A 17,490-nucleotide genomic window follows, 5' to 3' on the forward strand; every position below is an offset into this window, starting at 1 on the left:
TGATGCCAATCAAGCTCAGTCGATGCCCGCCAGCACGCGCGCATACAGCGCCCGATCCACATTCGCCCCGCTAAGCACCACGGCCACCCGCCTACCGACTTGTCGCTCGCGCTCCTGCATCAACGCCGCCAGCGCCGCAGCCCCTGCACCTTCGGCAGTATTGTGCGTGGCTTCGTGGTACAGCCGCATGGCCTCGGCGACTTCACTGTCGGTGACCCGCACGATGCGCGCGGCATGCTCGCACACCAAGGCGAACGCCTCCGGGTGCGGCACGCGGCAGGCCATGCCATCGGCGAAGGTCTGGGCGGTGGCGGTGGTGACGATGCGGCCCAGTTCGAAACTTTGCGCATAGGCATCGGCAGCACTGGACACCACCCCCACGATCTCGGTCTTCAACCCCAGCAGGTTGCGTGCCTGGATCAGCCCGCAGATCCCCGACCCCATGCCGATCGGCACGTACACGCTGTCCAGGTCAGACACCGCCTCGAGCAGCTCCAGGGCATACGTGGCCACGCCGCGCACCAGCTCCGGGTGAAACGACGGCACCATCGCGTACCCCAATTCATCAGCCAGCCGGGCAGCCTCTTCACGGGCCACATCAAAATCGACACCGTGCTCCACCAGTTCGGCGCCGAGGGCGCGCATGGCGGCGTTCTTTTCGGTGGAATTGCCTTCAGGCACCACAATCACCAAGGGGATGCCAGCCTGGCGGGCAGCCAGTGCCATGCTCTGGCCGTGATTGCCACGCGTGGCGGTGACCAGGCCGCGCGGCGGCTTGCCGCCCGCCAGCAGCGAGCGCACGTAGACCAACCCGCCACGCACCTTGAATGCACCGGTGGGCGCGTGGTTCTCGTGCTTTACCCACACCTGGCAGCCCAGCCGTTCGGCCAGCAAAGGCCAGGCGTGCTGCGGTGTTGCAGGCACGTGCTGGTGAACGAAATCGGCGGCTTCGCGCAGGGCATTCAGGTCGAACATGGCGATCATCCCTCTTCGGTAGGTGGTTGATCCGATCCTAAGCCCCGGGCATTGTATGGGTACAACCTTATATTGCATGGGTAGCAATTTCGTGTGGATCCCAACGCTCGCAAACGATGACCAGCCCCGCTACCTGGCATTGGTCGAGGCGATCGCCGATGCCATCGAGCGCGGCGAGCTCAAGGTCGGTGACCGCCTGCCACCGCAACGGCGCCTGGCCTGGAAACTCGACCTGAACCCCAGCACCACCCAGCAGGCCTACCGGGAAGCTGCCGCCCGCCACCTGGTGGCCGGCGAAGTCGGCCGCGGCACCTACGTGCTGGCAGGCAGCAAGGAAGCGACCCTGTTTCGCCTCAAACACCAAGACGGGCCAAAGCCGCTGATCGACCTGTCGACCAACGTACCGGTGGCCGACCCGCACAATCAGGACCTGCAGCGCAGCCTGCACAGCGTGCTGGAGCAGCGCGACAGCAGCTTGCTGGATCACTACCTGGGCCCCGAGCAACTGCTGCGCGGCCGTATTCAGGGCGCGCACTGGCTGGCCAAGCGTGGCTTGGCGCTGGCCCCGGACCAATTGCTGCTCAGTGGCGGCGCTCAGCAGGCACTGACCCTGGTGCTGCAGTCGTTCTGCCAGGCCGGTGAACCGGTCATGCTCGAAGCCTTGACCGCACCTGGCATCAAAGCAGCCTGCCGACAGCTACGCCTGCCCGTGCATGGCGTGGCACTGGACAGCCAAGGCCTGCGGCCCGACGACCTTGACCGCGTCACCCGCGCCAGCGGTGCCCGCGTACTGGTCACCACACCGACCCTGCACAACCCCACGGGCACCTGCATGGATGACGCCCGCCGCGAAGCGCTTGCGGCGGTCGTCAAACGCCTGGGGCTGCTGGTGATCGAGGATGACGTGTATGGCGCACTCAGCGACCGACCGCCGCTGTACCCACTGCTGGGCGAGCAAGGGGTGCTCATCAGCAGCTTGTCCAAGACGGTGGCAGCAGGTTTGCGTGTAGGGTGGATTGCGGCCAACCCGCAGCTGCTTGCACACATCGACCCGCACGCCCAGGCGAGTCACTGGCCGGTGTCGCCACTGAACCTGTATATCGCCTGCCAGTGGATAGAAGATGGCACAGCAGCGCTACGCCTGGCCTGGCAACGTGCTGAAATTACCGAGCGCTGGCGCCTCGCGCGAAAGCTGCTGGGCGATGGGTTGCACAACACAGGCCAGCCTTCGCCGCACGCGTGGCTGGCCACACCGCAAGGTGCAGAGGGGGTGGTCAAGCAGTGTCGCGAACGGGGCGTGGAGGTTGTCCCGGCCAGTGTGTTCGCCATTGGCGCCAGCGAGGTGCAGGCCGTGCGTATCAGCCTGTCGGCGGCCGCCAGCCGGGCTGAACTGAAACAAGGGCTGGAGGTGGTGCGGCAGGTGCTTTCCAGTGAATGAACCGGGAGAAGCCTGCAACCTCTTCGCGTCGGCGCGGCGCGAAGAGGCCGCTGACCTTGAACGATCAACCCTGCTGGCAACCCTCGCCCATGGCGCGGTACTGAATGGTGTGCACCTGGCCCTGGTGGTCTTCATAGGTCATGGTTGCAGGTACCACTTCGCAAACATTGGGGATGGTCGACAGGTTGATGACCCGTTTGATATCCAGGTTCATGGAGTAGTCGTACTGCTGGGCCACAGGCTGGTTGGAGACAGGTTGGACCTCATCGGCGAGGGCGAACGAGGACATACCGACCAATGCAAGAATCAGTAATGGTTTCATGTGGGAGTGCCTATAAAGCAATCAAGCTGATCGATTGACTTCTAATGCCGTCATTGGCGCGGAGAAGTTGTCATCGACTGCAAAGATGACACGAAGTACCGATCCCGCTTCGTCGTACTGCTGGTGGGATGAGTAAAAGTCTACTCCCGGTTGGCAATAGTTGAACCCCGAAGTCGGATATTCACCCTTGCCGGATTTGCAACAATCTGCGACATAATGGGCGGTATATAGTGGCGTAGAGCCGTTGGTTGGCCTCTGCCCGACCCGGCCGATTCAACAAGGGAAATGCGCGATTTCTGATTACCTGTGTTGCTCAAGGCTGCTCGACCCTGAACGACGCCTGCTCGATCACTTCTACCGCCAGCACGGCTCGCGCATGCGCTCGGCCAGTGACGGCGAACTGTGGGTGGCGCGTGCCAGTTGCATCATTGCAGGGCTGAACTTGACCCCGGTGGGCGATGGCTACTGGCTTACCGGGCTGTTCGTCGACCCGCAACAGCGCAACCAAGGTGTGGCTGGGCGGCTGGTCGAAGCCGCGCTGGCGCAGGCCGTTGGGCCGACTTGGCTGTTCTGCCACCCCGACCTTGTGCCCTTCTACCAGCGCCTTGGCTTCGACACGGCAACCGCGCTGCCAGAAGCCCTGGCTGCCCGCCTGCAGCGCTACCAGCGCAGCAAGCCGCTAGTAGCCCTGCAGCGTGGTCAATCGTCGCTGGCGTCCAACCCGGGGAACAGCACCTCGGTGTAACCGAATTTGGCGAAGTCCTGGATGCGCGAGGGGTAAAGCCGGCCGATCAGGTGGTCGCACTCGTGCTGCACCACGCGCGCATGGAAGCCATCGGCAAAACGGTTGATCGGGTTGCCTTGCGGGTCGAGCCCCTCATAGCGAATGTGCTTGTAGCGCGGCACCACGCCGCGCAATCCGGGTACCGACAGGCAGCCCTCCCAACCGTCCTCGACCTCGGTGGTCATCGGCGTGATCACCGGGTTGATCAGGATGGTCTGCGGCACCGCTTCGGCATCGGGGTAACGCTCGCTGCGTTCGAAGCCGAAAATCACCAGTTGCAGGTCGATGCCAATCTGCGGTGCGGCCAGGCCCACACCCCCGACATGGCGCATGGTCTCGAACATGTCGTCGATCAACTGCTGCAGTTCGGCGCTGCCGATCAGGTGTTCGGGCACGGGCGGGGCGATGCGCAGCAGGCGTTCGTCGCCCATCTTGAGAATGTCACGGATCATCTGGGGTTCGGCTCGGAAGGTTGATGCTGGCTCGGTTGCGGGTGTTCGTGGCCCAGCACGGTAAGGGTTTCCTGGGATTTTTCACCGTCGAAATCCTTCTCGCCAGGGTTCTTGCCCTCGGCCGACATGTGCTCGATCACCGCGTTCATTTCCGCGCCGAGCAGCAGCACAGCGGCGGAAATATAGAAATACAGCAACAGCACGATGATTGCACCGATGCTGCCGTACATGGCGTTGTAATCGGCAAAGGTTTTGACGTAGTAGGCAAACCCCAGGGAGGCGACGATCCACACCACCACCGCCAGCACCGAGCCTGGGGTGATGAAGCGAAACTTCTGCTTCACATCCGGCATCACGTAGTAGATCAAGGCCACCGCTACCATCATCAAGATGATGATCGCCGGCCAGCGCAGGATGGTCCAGACCGTGACGATGACCTCCTGCATGCCGACCTGGGCGGCAATCCATTCCATCACCTGCGGCCCGAGCACCATCAGCGCTGCCGCAGCCAGCAGCATGCCGGCGATGCCCACGGTGTAGAAGATGGACAGCGGTATGCGCTTCCACACCGGGCGGCCTTCCGGCACATCGTAAGCGGCGTTCATGGCGCTCATCATCAAGCGCACACCCGCCGAGGCGGTCCACAGGGCAATCACGATACCCACCGACAACAGCCCGCCCTTGGACTGTTGCAACTGGTCGATCACCGGGTTCACCTGCTCCAGCGCCTGGGGCGGCAGCACCAGTTCCGATTGCAGGCGCAACCAGGAGAAGAAGTCTGGCAAATGCAGGAAACCGATCAGGGCAATCAGGAACAACAGGAAGGGGAACAGCGAAAACAGCATCTGGTAAGCCAGCGCGGACGCATAGGTGGACATCTCGTCGTCAAGGAACTCCTTGACGGTGCGCACCAGCACGCGGTGCAAGGGCAGGCCCTGCAGGGCGGAAAATATCATAGCGTCTCCTTTCGCCGCTCGATCGATACAACAGGCAAGTCTAATAGACCACGCCGTTGCTGTGCTGCTCCCGAGGGTTATAAAGAAAATGCCTACGTAACTGGGCCCAGGCATTCACGGGCAAGCCCGCCCCCACCGGCTACGTGCTACCTGCAGGGGCGGGCTTGCCCGCGAATCGATGGAACGCTCAATACGGCATCAAGGCTTCTTCACGGCATCCTTGACGTCACCCTTGATCTGCTGCGCTTCACCCTTGAGTTCCTGGGCCTTGCCTTCAGCCTTGAGCTTGTCGTTGTCGGTCACCTTGCCGACGCCTTGTTTCACGTTACCGATTGCTTCGTTGGCCAAGCCTTTCGCTTTGTCTTTAGTACCGCTCATGGCAAAACTCCTGCAAATGGAGACACGTGAACCGTGTCGACAGTCTGTGGACCCAGGGCCTTTCGCAAGAGTTTCAACCAATTTCACCCGAACAAGCCGAGCGGCAAATCTGCGTGCGAATATCGCACCCATTTACCCCGCCCAACTGCCCAGTACCTGCCGGCTGCCCTAGAATCGCGGCATACGCCCGCCCACATAGGGCAGGCCAGTCATAAAAACAACGATTTTCGGAAAACCCGCCCCCATGCGTCTGATGCCTGTGCTCGTGGCCCTGCTGCCACTGCTTCCCCTGCCCGCCCTTGCCGCCTCGCCGGCCGTAACCGAAACCCTGCGCGTCGACCGCTATGCCGACGACGGCCAACCCGGCAGCCTGCGCTGGGCAATCGAGACCAACAACCAGAACCCCGGCCACTACCGCATCGAAATCGCTGCGGTCGGCCAGGCGCCTTATGTCATCCGCCCGACGCGCGCGCTGCCTGAAATCAAAGGGCCGGTGCGCATCACCGGCCAGGCGTGGGCCCGCGACGGCCAGTACATCGCCATCGACGGCTCGGGCTACATCAAGGACCAGGGTGTGCACACCTGCCCCGGCGCTCTGCCCGGCCAGTTCGGCACCAACGTGCGCACCACCACCCACCCTGGCCTGGTGCTGCGCGACACCCAGGGCGTGCACCTGAGCGGCCTGGAAGTGCGCAACTTCTGCATTGGCATCCTGGTCAATCGCGCCAGTGGCAACGTCATCGAAGACAACCGCGTCATCGCCAACAAGGGCGGTGCTGGCATCATGCTGACCGGCGACGACGGTGCCGGCAACCCGACTGCAACCACCACGGTCAACAACAAGGTGCTGCGCAACCAGCTGATCGACAACGGCGACGGCCTGGAACTGACCCGCGGCGCAGCCTTCAACCTGGTGGCCGACAACCTGTTCCGTTCCACGGCGGCCAACCCCGAGCCCTCCCAGGGCATCGAAATTCTGCTGGGCAACGACAACAGCGTGGTCCGCAACCGTTTCGAGAACTACTCCGACGGCCTGCAGATCAACTGGGGCAACCGCAACTATTTGGGCGCCAATACCTTCAGCGGCAACTCGATCGGTGTCAGCGTAACCGGCGAGGGCAACATGCTCGATGGCAACCTGATCCACGGCAACCGCATCGGCGTGGCCCTGCGCCCGGAGCCGGCAATCACCGCCACCCGCCTGAGCGCCAACCGTATCTGGGGCAACAGCCAGGACATCCGCCGCTGCGAGGCTGGCGGCTCTTGCGTACCAGACCAGCGCACCGGCGCTATCGTGTTCGGCGTGCCGGCGCAGGCGCATGCGTTGTACGTAGGGTCGCGCGGGGTGGGCGCGGAGCTGGCGAAGAAGGACCAGGCAATCATCTGCAATGCCCAGGGTGAACCCAAGCCGTGCCAGCCGTTGCCTAATCACAACCAGCAACCACCACGGCTGATGGCGCTGGAGGGGAACGTGATCCGCGGTGAGGTGCAGGGGCCGGCGTCGAGCCTGTTGCGCGTCGAGTTGTTCGGCAATGCGCAAGCAACGGGCAGCGAGGCGGAGCAGTATCTCGGGGAAGTGCTGGTGAACAGCGATGCCAAGGGGCAGGCGCGGTTTGCCCAGGTACTGGAGAACAGTGCCGGGCTGCACAGCTTCACGGCGACCGTGACCACGGCCGACGGGGCGACTTCCGAGTTGAGCCTGCCGGTTCGTCGCTGAGGCAACCGGCCTCTTCGCGGGTTTACAGACGAAGAGGCCGGCCCAGGCAAACCTTGCTCAGCTACCCGCCACCCCTCACAATGCAGGCCTTATCAAGCGTCAACCCGCAGGAACCTGCATGAAACTCGACAAACCCGCCGCCATCGCACGGCGTAACGAAGCACTGGCCCGGCCAGTACTGACCAGCAGCAACACCCTGTTCGCTATCCTCGACCCGAAACGCAACCTGTGGTGGTTCGAGGTGCCGGTAGCGTTGCTGGGCAAGGGCCAGCCCGATTGGGTCAACCTGCTGCTGCACACCCCCGACACCGATGAGCTACAGCACCTGAAGGTGCCGACCAACTTCCTCAAGGCTCACCTGGAGCAGATGGAAGTGCGCAAGCCCGGCAAGCGCCGCTCGACCATCAGCCTGGCCCTGAGCGCCGACCGCGATTCGCTGCTGCGCGACACCCGCCCAGGTGGCGAGCAGCTGGACTTCCGGACCTTCGTGCAGGCCTGATCAGGCCCGCTCGATGCGATCGTCATGGATGACGATGCGGCCTTGCTTGAACAACGCACCAATGGCCTTCTTGAAGTTGCCCTTGCTGACGTTGAACAGCTTGCTGATCACTGCCGGGTCGCTCTTGTCGCACACCGGCAGCATGCCGCCTTCGGCTTCAAGGCGCTGCATGATCAGCTCTTGCAGGCTGTCCGCCAGGGCGGCGCCCACTGGCTGCAGGCTCAGGGCGATCTTGCCGTCGTGGCGAATCTCTTTGATGAAGCCCTTCTCGTGCATGCCCGAGCGCAGGAACTTGAACACTTCGTTCTTGTGGATCAGGCCCCAGTGGCGGTTGTTGATGATCGCCTTGAAGCCCATCGGCGTCTCGCCCGCCACCAGCAGCTCGACCGGCTGGCCCACCTGGTAATCGGCCGGAGTGCGGTCCAGGTAGCGGTCCAGGCGCGCCGTTGCGGTGATGCGGCGGGTGCGCTTGTCGAGGTAGGCGTGCACCACGCAGTAGTCACCGATCTTTAGCGGCTGCAACTCTTCCGAGTAAGGCATCAGCAGGTCTTTGGGCAGGCCCCAGTCCAGGAAGATGCCGGCGCCGTTGATGTCCTTGACCTTGAGGCTGGCGAATTCACCGACCTGCACCTTGGGCTTCTCGGTGGTGGCAATCAGCTGGTCTTCGCTGTCCAGGTAAATGAACACGTTCAACCAATCGTCGACCTCGGTCTCGGCGTTCTTCGGGATGTAGCGCCCCGGCAGCAGGATCTCGCCATCGGCGCCGCCGTCCAGGTACAGGCCGAATTCCACGTGTTTAACGATTTGCAAACTGTTGTAACGCCCAAGCAGAGCCATTTCCGATGTTCCTCAAGACAAGACGGCTATTCTACACCCGAAGCCGCCGCGCTGCCTGACCGCTGATTCGGTGGAACCGCCACCTTACCCTTGCGTCTACTGATTGGCAGCCACTGCAAGGATCAGCACATGCTTTCACGCCTGTTCAAGCCCCTGCTCATCGCCGTGGCGTTCGCCCTGGCCCTGGCGGCGTGCAGCCGCATAGACCTGGCCTACCGCAACCTCGACCGCCTGGTGCCGTGGTCGCTGGGCGACTATCTGGACATGAACCGCGAGCAGAAAGTACTGCTCGACGAGCGCCTCAAGCAGCACCTGGCCTGGCATTGCAAAACCCAGCTGCCCAGCTACCTCGACTGGCTGGACCGGGTGCGCACCATGGTCGCCGAGGACCAGGTGACCGACCAGGCGTTGCAGCAACGCACCCGCGAAGCGCGCGCGGCCATAGGCCGTGTCGCCGAAGAGATCACCCCTTCCGCTACCGAATTGTTACGTGGCATGAGCGACGCCCAGGTGGCAGAAATGCGCCAGGCATTCCGCGACGACATCAGCGAGCGACAAAAGAAGTATGTCGACACGCCCTTGCCCAAGCAGATTGCCCGCCGTACCGAACGCATGGAAAAACGCCTGACGCCGTGGTTGGGTGAGCTCAGTGCGGCGCAGCGGCTGCGGGTGCAAGCCTGGTCACAGGCGCTGGGCGACCAGAACCGCCAGTGGATCGCCAACCGCGCGCATTGGCAGCAACAGCTGGTGCTGGCAATGGACCAGCGTAGCGACGCCAGCTTCGAACCACGCCTGGCGCAATTGCTACAGCGCAAGGAGAGCCTGTGGACGCCGGCATATCGCATGGCCTACCAGAACACCGAGCAACAGGCGCGCACGTTGCTGGTCGACCTGATGCAACTGAGTACCCCAGCGCAGCGCCAGTTGCTGCAGCAGCGGCTGGGCAAGGTGCGGACTGACTTCAGTGAGTTGAAGTGTTTGAAGGGCTGACATGCTGGGGCCGCAAAGCGGCCCCGGGTTCACCGCAACTTGCGCCGATACGGAAACACATCGATCACCCTCCCCTCACGAATCGTCGCCTGCAGCCCCTTCCAGTAATCCGCGTCATACAACTCCCCATGCAACCGGCTGAACAGCCGCCGCTGGCCCATATCGGCAAACAGGAACGGCGGAAACTCCTCGGGGAACACATCATGCGGCCCGATCGAGTACCACGGCTCGCCCGACATCTCGTCCTCCGGGTAGCGCGGCGGTGGAATATGGCGGAAGTTCACCTCGGTCAGAAAGCAGATCTCGTCATAGTCGTAGAACACCACCCGGCCATGGCGGGTGACGCCGAAGTTCTTCAGCAGCATGTCGCCGGGGAAGATATTCGCCGCCGCCAGTTGCTTGATGGCCAGGCCATAATCCTCCAGCGCCTCGAGCACCTGCCCTTCACTGGCGTGTTCCAGGTACAGGTTGAGGGGCGTCATGCGCCGCTCGGTCCAGCAGTGGCGGATCAGCACCGTGTCACCCTCCAACGCGACCGTGGACGGCGCCACCTCCAGCAACTCGGCCAGGCACTGCGGCTCGAACTTGCTCTGCGGAAAGCGGAAATCAGCGAACTCCTGGGTATCGGCCATGCGCCCTACCCGATCGACACTCTTCACCAGGCGGTACTTGTCGATCACGGTGGCGCGGTCGACCGTCTTCGACGGCGCGAACCGGTCCTTGATGATCTTGAACACCGTATTGAAGCCCGGCAGGGTGAACACGCTCATGACCATCCCGCGCACCCCCGGGGCCATGATGAAACGGTCGTCGCTGCTGGCCAGGTGGTTGATCAACGCCCGGTAAAACTCCGACTTGCCATGCTTGTAGAAACCAATCGAGGTGTACAGCTCGGCAATGTGCTTGCCCGGCAGGATGCGCTTGAGGAAGTTGACGAACTCCGCCGGCACCGGCACATCGACCATGAAATAAGACCGGGTGAAGGAGAAGATGATCGACACCTCGGCCTCGTCGGTGATCAGCGCATCGGCCTCGATGCCATGGCCTTCGCGGTGCAGCAAGGGGATCACCAACGGCCACTGCTCGTCGGGGGTGTACAGGCGGCCGACCAGGTAAGCGCCCTTGTTGCGGTACAGCACCGGCGAGAACAACTCGACCGCCAGGGCCGGGTCTTTGCACACCCAGTCCGGCAGGCATTCGCGCAGTTGTTCTTCCAGGCGCGTCAGGTCGCCTTCCAGGTCACCATAGGGCACATCGAACGGGTAGTCGGCGAAGATCGCCCGCAGCAAGCCTTTGAGACCATCGCCAAGTGCGTAGGTGCGGGTTTGCGCGGCGCGCTCGTGGCTGCGCATCGACGGCCGGGTGGTGTGGATGAACATGCAGCCGTCGCTGATCTGGTCATGGCTGAACAGGCTGCAGAACAGCGAGTTGTACCAGGTCTCGGATAGCTCGTCGTCGAGCCGTGGGTCGATCAGGCGAATGTAGGCGCTCTTGACCAGCGGCCACTGCTCCACCTCCAGCAATACATCCTCGGCGAAGCGCTGGCGTAGCCAGCCGTTGGCCTCGGCCACCTTCTCTTCATACAGGTTGATACGCGCCGCTGCTGCGCGCTGGATGTCTTGCCAGCGCGCTTGCTCGAAGCGCTCACGGGCACCAAGGGTGATGCGCCGAAAGTGCTCGCGGTAGTCATCGAAGCCGTCGAGGATCATCCGGGCGATTTCGCCGGCGGGCCAGTGCTGGTGCATGCGAGGCATCTCGTTGCAGGGTGAGATACACAGCTTAGCCGGTCCCTTGCCCGCGAAAGGGCGCGCACCGATTCACTGCGCAAGAAAGCACAAGAATCCCACTCCCCCCTGGCGTAAACTCGCGCCCTGCCCAAACCCCGGAGACCGTTGTGAGCCCCATCGCCCTAGCCCGCCTGCTGACCCTTGCCGCTGTCTGGGGGGCGAGCTTTTTGTTCATGCGCATCATCGCCCCCGAACTCGGCACCGTGCCGACTGCGTTTTTCCGGGTGTCGATTGCCTGCCTGGGGCTGATCGCCATCCTCGCCGCCGCGCGGGTACGCTGGGACTTCCAGGGCAAACTCGGCGCCTGCCTGGTATTGGGCATGATCAACTCGGGCATCCCGGCCACTTTCTACTCCGTGGCCGCGCAAGTACTGCCCGCCGGCTACTCGGCGATCTTCAACGCCACCACACCGCTGATGGGCGTGCTGATCGGCGTGCTGTTCTTCCGCGAACCGATGACCCTGCCCAAACTCTGCGGCATCTTCCTGGGCCTGTTCGGCGTCGGCATCCTCAGCGGCGCCGGCCCCGTCGCCCTGGACATGGCCCTGCTGCAAGGCGCCCTCGCCTGCCTGGCGGCCACCACCTGTTATGGTTTTGCCGGCTTCCTCGCCCGCCGCTGGGTCAGCGGCCTGGACAGCCGCCTTTCGGCCCTGGGCAGCATGCTCGGCGCAACCTTGCTGCTGAGCCCGCTGTTCGCCTGGAGCGCACTGACCCAGCCACCTGCCAGCTGGGGTGGCTGGAACGTGTGGCTGTCGCTGCTCGGGTTGGGCCTGCTGTGCACCGCATTCGCGTATATCCTGTACTTCCGTCTGCTGGAAGAAATCGGCCCGGTCAAGGCCAGCACCGTGACCTTCCTGATCCCGGTATTCGGCGTGTTGTGGGGCGCGTGGTTGCTGGACGAGCCGCTGTCGATGGCGCACCTGTACGGCGGCCTGCTGATTGGCGCCGCCCTGTGGCTGGTGCTGCGCCCGACACGTAAATAAAGCAGGAGCCACGATGAGCGATGCATACAAGAAGGTGTTGTTCCGCCTGCAGCAGGACGCGGACGGCTACCCGCCCGCCTCGGTCGAGGGCCTGTGGGCCAAGGCAACAGAGGGCGGCTACGAAGTCGACAACATCCCGTTCTATGTCTACGGCATTGCACCGGGCGACATCATTGGCACACGGGACGAAGCAGGTGAAACCTGGTTCGACGCCTTGCGCAGCAGCGGCGGCCGCTCGGTGTTCCGGGTCATCGTCAAGCCACCGGAAACCCTCGACCAAGTGCGCACGGCACTGGAGGATTTCGGCTGCAACTGCGAAGCGGAACAGGCAGTGAGGATGCTCGCTGTCGAAGTCGCCACACAGCGCTCGCTCGACACCTTGCTCTACTACCTGCTGACCCAGCGCGAAGCCGACCTGCTGGACTTCGAGGAAGGCGTGCTACGGCACACCATCCCCGAAGAATTCCGCTGAAGGCTTACGCCTCGGCCAATTGCGCAGCCGGCTTGCGGAACACGAACAGCAAGCCCACCACGATCAGCCCCATCCCCAGCAGGCTCAGCGGTGCCAGGCGGTTACCGAAGATCAGGAAGTCCATCACCGCCGTCACCGCAGGCACCAGATAGAACAGGCTGGTGACGTTGACCAGGTTGCCCTTGGCGATCAGGCGATACAGCAGCAAGGTCGCCAGCAACGACACCACCAGCCCCATCCACAACAGCGCACCGACGAAACCACCGCTCCACTGCACCTGCAACGGCTGCAACGGCGCGAACAGCGCGCACAGGGCAAACCCTGCCAGGTACTGCAGCGGCAGCGTGCCCATGGGGTTGTCGGTGATGCGTTTTTGCAGGATCGAGCCAAAGGTCATGCTGCCCAACGCCAGCAGCGCAAACAGCATGCCGGCCAGGGACACCCCGCCAAGGTTGATGCTCTGATAGACCACCATCACCAGCCCGGCAAGGCCCAACCCCAGGCCGAACAACCGGCTCCAGGAGCGCTGACGCTCCATCAGTACCACGGTTAGGATCGGCTGCACCCCCATCACCGTGGCCATGACGCCGGGGGTGACATGGGTATTGAGCGCCAACAGATAGAAGATCTGATAGGCCCCCAGCAGCACACAGCCGGTGCCCAGGGCGCGCACAATCGCCCCGCGACTGCGCGGCCAGCGCAAGCCCAGCAACGGGCCGATCAGCAACAGGCCGGCGAGTGCCAGCGCCGAGCGCAACAGCAGGAAGGCGAACGGGCTGGCGTGCGCCAGGCCCAGCTTGGAGACGATTGCCCCGCTGCTCCACAGCAGGACGAACAGGCTGGTGGTGGCCGCCGAGGCCACGGATGCTTTGGAAATGACAGACATGTAGTGCCACCTTTCGGGCGAATAAGCCGAACGGAGGGCGTAACTTTCAGCGAGAGAAGTAGCCGACCGTGTTCAGTAGGTTGCGGGTGCGGTGGGATGCGGCAAAAAGCCGATCAGCCCAGCACGACCACGCAGCGAGGCGGAGCTACGCCGCCTACAACGCCACTGACAGGTGGTGGGTAGTGACTGATCATGGCCGGCTGCTGGCTGCCACGCACGACACTGCCCGCGACTGGCGCGAGGGCAAAGCATGTGGTGGAAGGGATGGCAGGCATGAACAGGTCTTCGGATGAGATCAATGGCCTGGACTATAGCCCGGCGTTTTCTGGTTGGCAACTCGCTAAACCGACCGATGCAGGGGCGGCCGCTGGTTAATTTTTCACCGCCTTGGCTCGTCTGAATGCGAAACGCCGCACGCATTCACCCGCTCCGAGGACCCCCAATGAACGCAAAAACCTGGCTCTACCGGCCAGCCCAGATCACCTGCCTGCTGCTGGTCAGCGCCTACGCCCACGCGGCCAAGCCAGGTGACGTATTCCAGGACTGCAAGGACTGCCCAGAGATGGTAGTGCTGCCCGCCGGCAGCTACGTGATGGGCGCCCCCGACGACGAAGTCGGCCGCCAGCCCGACGAAGGCCCGCTGCATACCGTGACCTTTGCCAAGCCATTCGCCATGAGCCGCTACCAGGTCACCGCTGGCGAGCTGGACGCTTATATCAAGGCCACCGGCACCGTCATCAAGAGCGGCGACGACCGCCCCGGCCGCTGGTGCGAGGCCAGCAAGCCAACCTACAAACAAACCGCCCGCCAACCTGCGGTGTGCGTCGACTATGACGAAGTCCAGGCCTACACCGCATGGCTGGCGAAAAAAACCGGCAAGCCGTACCGCATGGTCAGCGAGGCCGAACGCGAATACGCCGCCCGCGGCGGCTCCACCGGCCCGTTCCCCTTCCCCTTCGATGAGCCGGGCAAGTACGAAATCAGCAAGCACGCCAACACCTATGGCCCCCGCGATGGCTACACCTTCACCGCCCCCGTGGGCAGCTACCCGGCCAATGCCTTCGGCATGTACGACATGCACGGCAACGTCTACGAATGGGTCGCCGACTGCTACCACGAAAGCTACGAAGGCGCCCCCAGCGACGGCAGCGCCTGGGTCCAGGACCCCACGTGCATCCGCGCGCACATGCGCGGCAACGACTGGGGTGAGCCACCGATCTTCTCGCGCTCGGCCAACCGCAATGACCGGCTGAAAACCACCCGGGGTGACTTCCTCGGTTTCCGCGTAGCACGCGAACTCTGAAACGTGTGACACGGTTAACGCTGCGCCTGCGAAAAAAGCAGTCAATAAGAATCGTTCCGGTTTTTCGCAGGTGCTGCGTCACATACAGCACATAGAAAAAAACCCCTCTGCCAACGAGAACGCAACCCGATGTCCAAGCCCTTGCCCAGTGCGCTCAACCCGCTCGCCAAAGCCTTACTGATTCGTCATTCGCTTCGTCCCCAGCGTGCGCTGTCACGCATCGGCATGGGCCTGGCGCTGTCTAGTGCGCTGGTTTTCCAGGTGCAGGCGCAGGAGTGGACGCTGGATATCCCGGCGCAGTCGATGAACTCCGCGCTGCAGGCGCTGGCCAAGCAGACGGATACGCAGCTGCTGTACAGCCCGGAAGACATTGGCGGGCTGCGGTCTTCGGCGCTGAAGGGGCGGCATGATCTTGCGTCGTCGTTGCGTATTCTGTTGCAGGGGACGGGGCTGCGGTATCAGATTGATGGTAATACCGTGACCGTGACGGCCAGCGCGGCGGCAAAAGACGGCCAAATCGAACTGTCAGCGACCAATGTGAACAGTGCCGGGCTGGGCGAAACCACGGAAGGAACGGGCTCCTACACAACGGGAGTTACCAGCACGGCCACCAAGATGAACCTTTCTATTCGCGAAACGCCCCAGACCATTACAGTGGTTACGCGTCAACGCATGGACGACCAGCATCTGGGCAGCATGAACGAGGTCCTGACCCAGACCCCTGGCATCACCATGTCGCAGGATGGTGGCGAACGCTTCAACATTTATTCTCGCGGTAGCGCTATCAATATCTATCAGTTTGATGGTGTGACGACCTATCAGGATAACCAGACGCGTAACATGCCCAGTACGCTTATGGACGTGGGGTTGTACGACCGTATCGAAATCGTCCGTGGCGCAACCGGCCTGATGACGGGGGCAGGTGACCCCAGTGCCGTGGTCAACGTGATCCGCAAGCGTCCAACACGCGAATTCAAATCTCACATTCAGGCAGGCGTTGGCTCTTGGGACTACTACCGCGCAGAAGCTGACGTCTCTGGCCCGCTGACGGATGACGGTCGAGTTCGGGGGCGCTTCTTTGCCGCCAAGCAGGACAACCACACGTTCATGGACTGGTACACGCAAGACCGAGATGTCTTGTACGGTGTTGTTGAAGCTGATGTAACAGACACCACAGTGGCTCGGTTCGGGATTGATCGCCAGACTTACAAAGTCAACGGTGCACCGGGTGTACCCATCATTTACACCAACGGCCAACCCACAAACTTTTCCCGCTCGACCAGTTCTGATGCACGTTGGGGTTACGACGATTACACGACGACCAATTACACATTTGGCCTTGAGCAGCAATTGGCCCACGACTGGCAATTCAAGCTGGCGGCTGCCTACATGGATGTTGACCGTGATTCGTTTTCATCCTATTACTCGACTACGACCAACCGCTCTTATCTGGAGCTCGATGGTTCAACCGAAATCAGCGCAGGTATCGTGACTGCCAAACAGCACCAAAAAGGCGTCGACGCCACGCTCCAGGGGCCATTCCAACTGTTGGGGCAAACACACGAACTGATAGTTGGGTATAACTATCTCGAGTACGAAAATAAACACCGGGGTGATTCTGGACCCGATGTGGATATCAATTTTTACGATTGGGATAACCAGACCCCCAAACCGGGTGATGACGAAATCATTCCCGGCATTCAGTACAATATTTCCAACCGCCAGTCCGGCTATTTTGTGGCGAGCCGCTTTAATTTGACCGATGATCTGCATCTGATTCTCGGGGCACGGGCGTCCAATTATCGGTTCGACTACGCCCTGTGGCGTATTGGTAATGAACCCGCGCCTTACAAAATGGTAGAACGCGGTGTCGTCACGCCGTATGCAGGCATCGTCTATGACCTGACGAATGAGCAATCCGTCTATGCCAGCTACACCGACATTTTCAAGCCACAGAATAACGTAGATATCACAGGCAAACCGCTTGATCCTGAAGTCGGAAAGAACTACGAGTTAGGTTGGAAAGGTGAGTTCCTCGAGGGCCGGCTGAACGCCAACATTGCGTTGTACATGGTCAAGCGAGACAACCTGGCCGAGTCGACCAATGAAGTGGTTCCTGACTCGGGTGGTCTCATCGCTTCTCGCGCAGTTGACGGTGCAGAAACCAAAGGTGTGGACGTAGAATTGTCGGGCGAAGTGCTGCCAGGCTGGAATGTCTTTACCGGCTATAGTCATACCCGCACCGAAGATGCTGACGGCAAGCGCCTGACCCCGCAACTACCGATGGACACATTCCGCTTCTGGAACACTTACCGACTGCCTGGCGAGTGGGAAAAACTGACCCTGGGCGGTGGTGTGAACTGGAACTCGAAATCCACGCTGAACTTTGCCCGCTACAACAGCCATGTGACCCAGGATGACTACTTCGTCACCAGCCTGATGGCGCGCTACCGGATCAATGAGAGCCTTGCCGCCACCTTGAACGTCAATAATATTTTCGACAAGAAGTACTACGCTGGCATGGCTGGCAGTTATGGTCATTACGGGGCACCACGCAACGCCACGGTAACACTGCGCTACGACTTCTGAGGCTCGTTGGCCAGAACCTGGGCTTGCTCCTGGGTCTGGCCATACTCTGCTGCTCTACCCCCTCTCTGATCCTCTCGTCCTCTCTTTATCAATCCCTCCTGTTACTGTGTCGACTGTTCGAA

At 62.1% G+C, this 17,490-nt stretch carries 17 protein-coding genes; 9 read left to right on the forward strand and 8 right to left on the reverse strand.

Annotated features, from left to right (window positions below):
• Nucleotides 1–15 precede the first annotated feature (15 nt).
• Nucleotides 16–975 carry a threonine dehydratase gene (locus tag LOY26_RS19915; RefSeq protein WP_186658113.1) on the reverse strand — a complete coding sequence of 320 codons (960 nt, stop codon included), beginning with the start codon at nt 973–975 and terminating at the stop codon, nt 16–18.
• Nucleotides 976–1,051: 76 nt separating this feature from the next.
• Between LOY26_RS19915 and LOY26_RS19920 the strand changes: the two genes are divergently transcribed.
• Nucleotides 1,052–2,413, forward strand: coding sequence for a PLP-dependent aminotransferase family protein (locus LOY26_RS19920; protein WP_186658115.1), 1,362 nt, complete (start codon nt 1,052–1,054; stop codon nt 2,411–2,413).
• 64 nt (nt 2,414–2,477) lie between these two features.
• On the opposite strand, the gene LOY26_RS19925 is transcribed toward LOY26_RS19920, so the two are convergent.
• Nucleotides 2,478–2,735 carry a DUF2790 domain-containing protein gene (locus tag LOY26_RS19925; protein ID WP_033699696.1) on the reverse strand — a complete coding sequence of 86 codons (258 nt, stop codon included), beginning with the start codon at nt 2,733–2,735 and terminating at the stop codon, nt 2,478–2,480.
• 376 nt (nt 2,736–3,111) lie between these two features.
• On the opposite strand from LOY26_RS19925, the gene LOY26_RS19930 reads away from it, so the two are divergent.
• The gene (locus LOY26_RS19930; RefSeq protein ID WP_186658203.1) at nt 3,112–3,480 is read left to right on the forward strand and encodes a GNAT family N-acetyltransferase; all 369 of its coding nucleotides are present in this window, start codon (nt 3,112–3,114) and stop codon (nt 3,478–3,480) included.
• On the opposite strand, the gene def is transcribed toward LOY26_RS19930, so the two are convergent.
• From def to LOY26_RS19945, 3 genes are all read right to left on the reverse strand, one after another.
• A complete protein-coding gene (gene def, locus LOY26_RS19935; RefSeq protein WP_033699698.1) occupies nt 3,435–3,971 on the reverse strand; it encodes a peptide deformylase in 537 nt (178 codons plus the stop codon). The genes LOY26_RS19930 and def overlap by 46 nt on opposite strands.
• Nucleotides 3,968–4,927, reverse strand: coding sequence for a YihY/virulence factor BrkB family protein (locus tag LOY26_RS19940; protein ID WP_186658118.1), 960 nt, complete (start codon nt 4,925–4,927; stop codon nt 3,968–3,970). The genes def and LOY26_RS19940 overlap by 4 nt, the downstream gene beginning before the upstream one ends.
• Before the next feature lie 198 nt (nt 4,928–5,125).
• Nucleotides 5,126–5,305: a CsbD family protein gene (locus LOY26_RS19945; protein ID WP_033699700.1), complete on the reverse strand. Its 180-nt coding sequence runs from the start codon at nt 5,303–5,305 to the stop codon at nt 5,126–5,128.
• A gap of 244 nt (nt 5,306–5,549) precedes the next feature.
• Between LOY26_RS19945 and LOY26_RS19950 the strand changes: the two genes are divergently transcribed.
• Both LOY26_RS19950 and LOY26_RS19955 read left to right on the forward strand, forming a co-directional pair.
• Nucleotides 5,550–7,022 (forward strand): nitrous oxide reductase family maturation protein NosD, encoded by a 1,473-nt coding sequence (locus tag LOY26_RS19950; protein ID WP_186658121.1) that lies wholly within the window; start codon nt 5,550–5,552, stop codon nt 7,020–7,022.
• Between the two features lie 118 nt (nt 7,023–7,140).
• Nucleotides 7,141–7,521 carry a hypothetical protein gene (locus LOY26_RS19955; protein WP_186658124.1) on the forward strand — a complete coding sequence of 127 codons (381 nt, stop codon included), beginning with the start codon at nt 7,141–7,143 and terminating at the stop codon, nt 7,519–7,521.
• On the opposite strand, the gene LOY26_RS19960 is transcribed toward LOY26_RS19955, so the two are convergent.
• A complete protein-coding gene (locus tag LOY26_RS19960) occupies nt 7,522–8,358 on the reverse strand; it encodes a S1 RNA-binding domain-containing protein (protein ID WP_033699704.1) in 837 nt (278 codons plus the stop codon).
• 129 nt (nt 8,359–8,487) lie between these two features.
• Here LOY26_RS19960 and LOY26_RS19965 point away from each other — a divergent pair, with 129 nt between their 5' ends.
• Nucleotides 8,488–9,348 (forward strand): DUF6279 family lipoprotein, encoded by an 861-nt coding sequence (locus LOY26_RS19965; RefSeq protein WP_186658130.1) that lies wholly within the window; start codon nt 8,488–8,490, stop codon nt 9,346–9,348.
• A gap of 29 nt (nt 9,349–9,377) precedes the next feature.
• On the opposite strand, the gene aceK is transcribed toward LOY26_RS19965, so the two are convergent.
• Nucleotides 9,378–11,093 carry a bifunctional isocitrate dehydrogenase kinase/phosphatase gene (gene aceK, locus LOY26_RS19970; protein WP_186658133.1) on the reverse strand — a complete coding sequence of 572 codons (1,716 nt, stop codon included), beginning with the start codon at nt 11,091–11,093 and terminating at the stop codon, nt 9,378–9,380.
• Nucleotides 11,094–11,242: 149 nt separating this feature from the next.
• Here aceK and LOY26_RS19975 point away from each other — a divergent pair, with 149 nt between their 5' ends.
• Complete coding sequence (locus LOY26_RS19975) at nt 11,243–12,118, forward strand: DMT family transporter (protein ID WP_186658137.1); 876 nt, start codon at nt 11,243–11,245, stop codon at nt 12,116–12,118.
• Between the two features lie 13 nt (nt 12,119–12,131).
• Nucleotides 12,132–12,590, forward strand: coding sequence for a DUF4265 domain-containing protein (locus tag LOY26_RS19980; RefSeq protein ID WP_186658140.1), 459 nt, complete (start codon nt 12,132–12,134; stop codon nt 12,588–12,590).
• A gap of 4 nt (nt 12,591–12,594) precedes the next feature.
• Here LOY26_RS19980 and LOY26_RS19985 read toward each other — a convergent pair whose 3' ends face one another.
• Nucleotides 12,595–13,476, reverse strand: a complete 882-nt coding sequence (locus LOY26_RS19985) for a DMT family transporter (RefSeq protein WP_047583795.1) — start codon at nt 13,474–13,476, stop codon at nt 12,595–12,597.
• Between the two features lie 442 nt (nt 13,477–13,918).
• Between LOY26_RS19985 and LOY26_RS19990 the strand changes: the two genes are divergently transcribed.
• Together LOY26_RS19990 and LOY26_RS19995 are read left to right on the forward strand one after the other, a co-directional pair.
• Nucleotides 13,919–14,779 carry a formylglycine-generating enzyme family protein gene (locus LOY26_RS19990; protein ID WP_077068505.1) on the forward strand — a complete coding sequence of 287 codons (861 nt, stop codon included), beginning with the start codon at nt 13,919–13,921 and terminating at the stop codon, nt 14,777–14,779.
• Nucleotides 14,780–14,908: 129 nt separating this feature from the next.
• The gene (locus tag LOY26_RS19995; protein ID WP_186663912.1) at nt 14,909–17,368 is read left to right on the forward strand and encodes a TonB-dependent siderophore receptor; all 2,460 of its coding nucleotides are present in this window, start codon (nt 14,909–14,911) and stop codon (nt 17,366–17,368) included.
• The last annotated feature ends 122 nt before the right edge of the window (nt 17,369–17,490 follow it).

It is taken from the genome of Pseudomonas sp. B21-047, assembly GCF_024748775.1.
Classification (GTDB): domain Bacteria; phylum Pseudomonadota; class Gammaproteobacteria; order Pseudomonadales; family Pseudomonadaceae; genus Aquipseudomonas; species Aquipseudomonas capeferrum.

What these genes read in the sequence shown, in the direction of transcription:
- LOY26_RS19915 (WP_186658113.1), bottom strand. Translation starts at nt 975, where the DNA reads ATGTTCGACCTGAATGCCCTGCGCGAAGCCGCCGATTTCGTTCACCAG.
- LOY26_RS19920 (WP_186658115.1), top strand. Translation starts at nt 1,052, where the DNA reads ATGGGTAGCAATTTCGTGTGGATCCCAACGCTCGCAAACGATGACCAG.
- LOY26_RS19925 (WP_033699696.1), bottom strand. Translation starts at nt 2,735, where the DNA reads ATGAAACCATTACTGATTCTTGCATTGGTCGGTATGTCCTCGTTCGCC.
- LOY26_RS19930 (WP_186658203.1), top strand. Translation starts at nt 3,112, where the DNA reads ATGCGCTCGGCCAGTGACGGCGAACTGTGGGTGGCGCGTGCCAGTTGC.
- def (WP_033699698.1), bottom strand. Translation starts at nt 3,971, where the DNA reads ATGATCCGTGACATTCTCAAGATGGGCGACGAACGCCTGCTGCGCATC.
- LOY26_RS19940 (WP_186658118.1), bottom strand. Translation starts at nt 4,927, where the DNA reads ATGATATTTTCCGCCCTGCAGGGCCTGCCCTTGCACCGCGTGCTGGTG.
- LOY26_RS19945 (WP_033699700.1), bottom strand. Translation starts at nt 5,305, where the DNA reads ATGAGCGGTACTAAAGACAAAGCGAAAGGCTTGGCCAACGAAGCAATC.
- LOY26_RS19950 (WP_186658121.1), top strand. Translation starts at nt 5,550, where the DNA reads ATGCGTCTGATGCCTGTGCTCGTGGCCCTGCTGCCACTGCTTCCCCTG.
- LOY26_RS19955 (WP_186658124.1), top strand. Translation starts at nt 7,141, where the DNA reads ATGAAACTCGACAAACCCGCCGCCATCGCACGGCGTAACGAAGCACTG.
- LOY26_RS19960 (WP_033699704.1), bottom strand. Translation starts at nt 8,358, where the DNA reads ATGGCTCTGCTTGGGCGTTACAACAGTTTGCAAATCGTTAAACACGTG.
- LOY26_RS19965 (WP_186658130.1), top strand. Translation starts at nt 8,488, where the DNA reads ATGCTTTCACGCCTGTTCAAGCCCCTGCTCATCGCCGTGGCGTTCGCC.
- aceK (WP_186658133.1), bottom strand. Translation starts at nt 11,093, where the DNA reads ATGCACCAGCACTGGCCCGCCGGCGAAATCGCCCGGATGATCCTCGAC.
- LOY26_RS19980 (WP_186658140.1), top strand. Translation starts at nt 12,132, where the DNA reads ATGAGCGATGCATACAAGAAGGTGTTGTTCCGCCTGCAGCAGGACGCG.
- LOY26_RS19985 (WP_047583795.1), bottom strand. Translation starts at nt 13,476, where the DNA reads ATGTCTGTCATTTCCAAAGCATCCGTGGCCTCGGCGGCCACCACCAGC.
- LOY26_RS19990 (WP_077068505.1), top strand. Translation starts at nt 13,919, where the DNA reads ATGAACGCAAAAACCTGGCTCTACCGGCCAGCCCAGATCACCTGCCTG.
- LOY26_RS19995 (WP_186663912.1), top strand. Translation starts at nt 14,909, where the DNA reads ATGTCCAAGCCCTTGCCCAGTGCGCTCAACCCGCTCGCCAAAGCCTTA.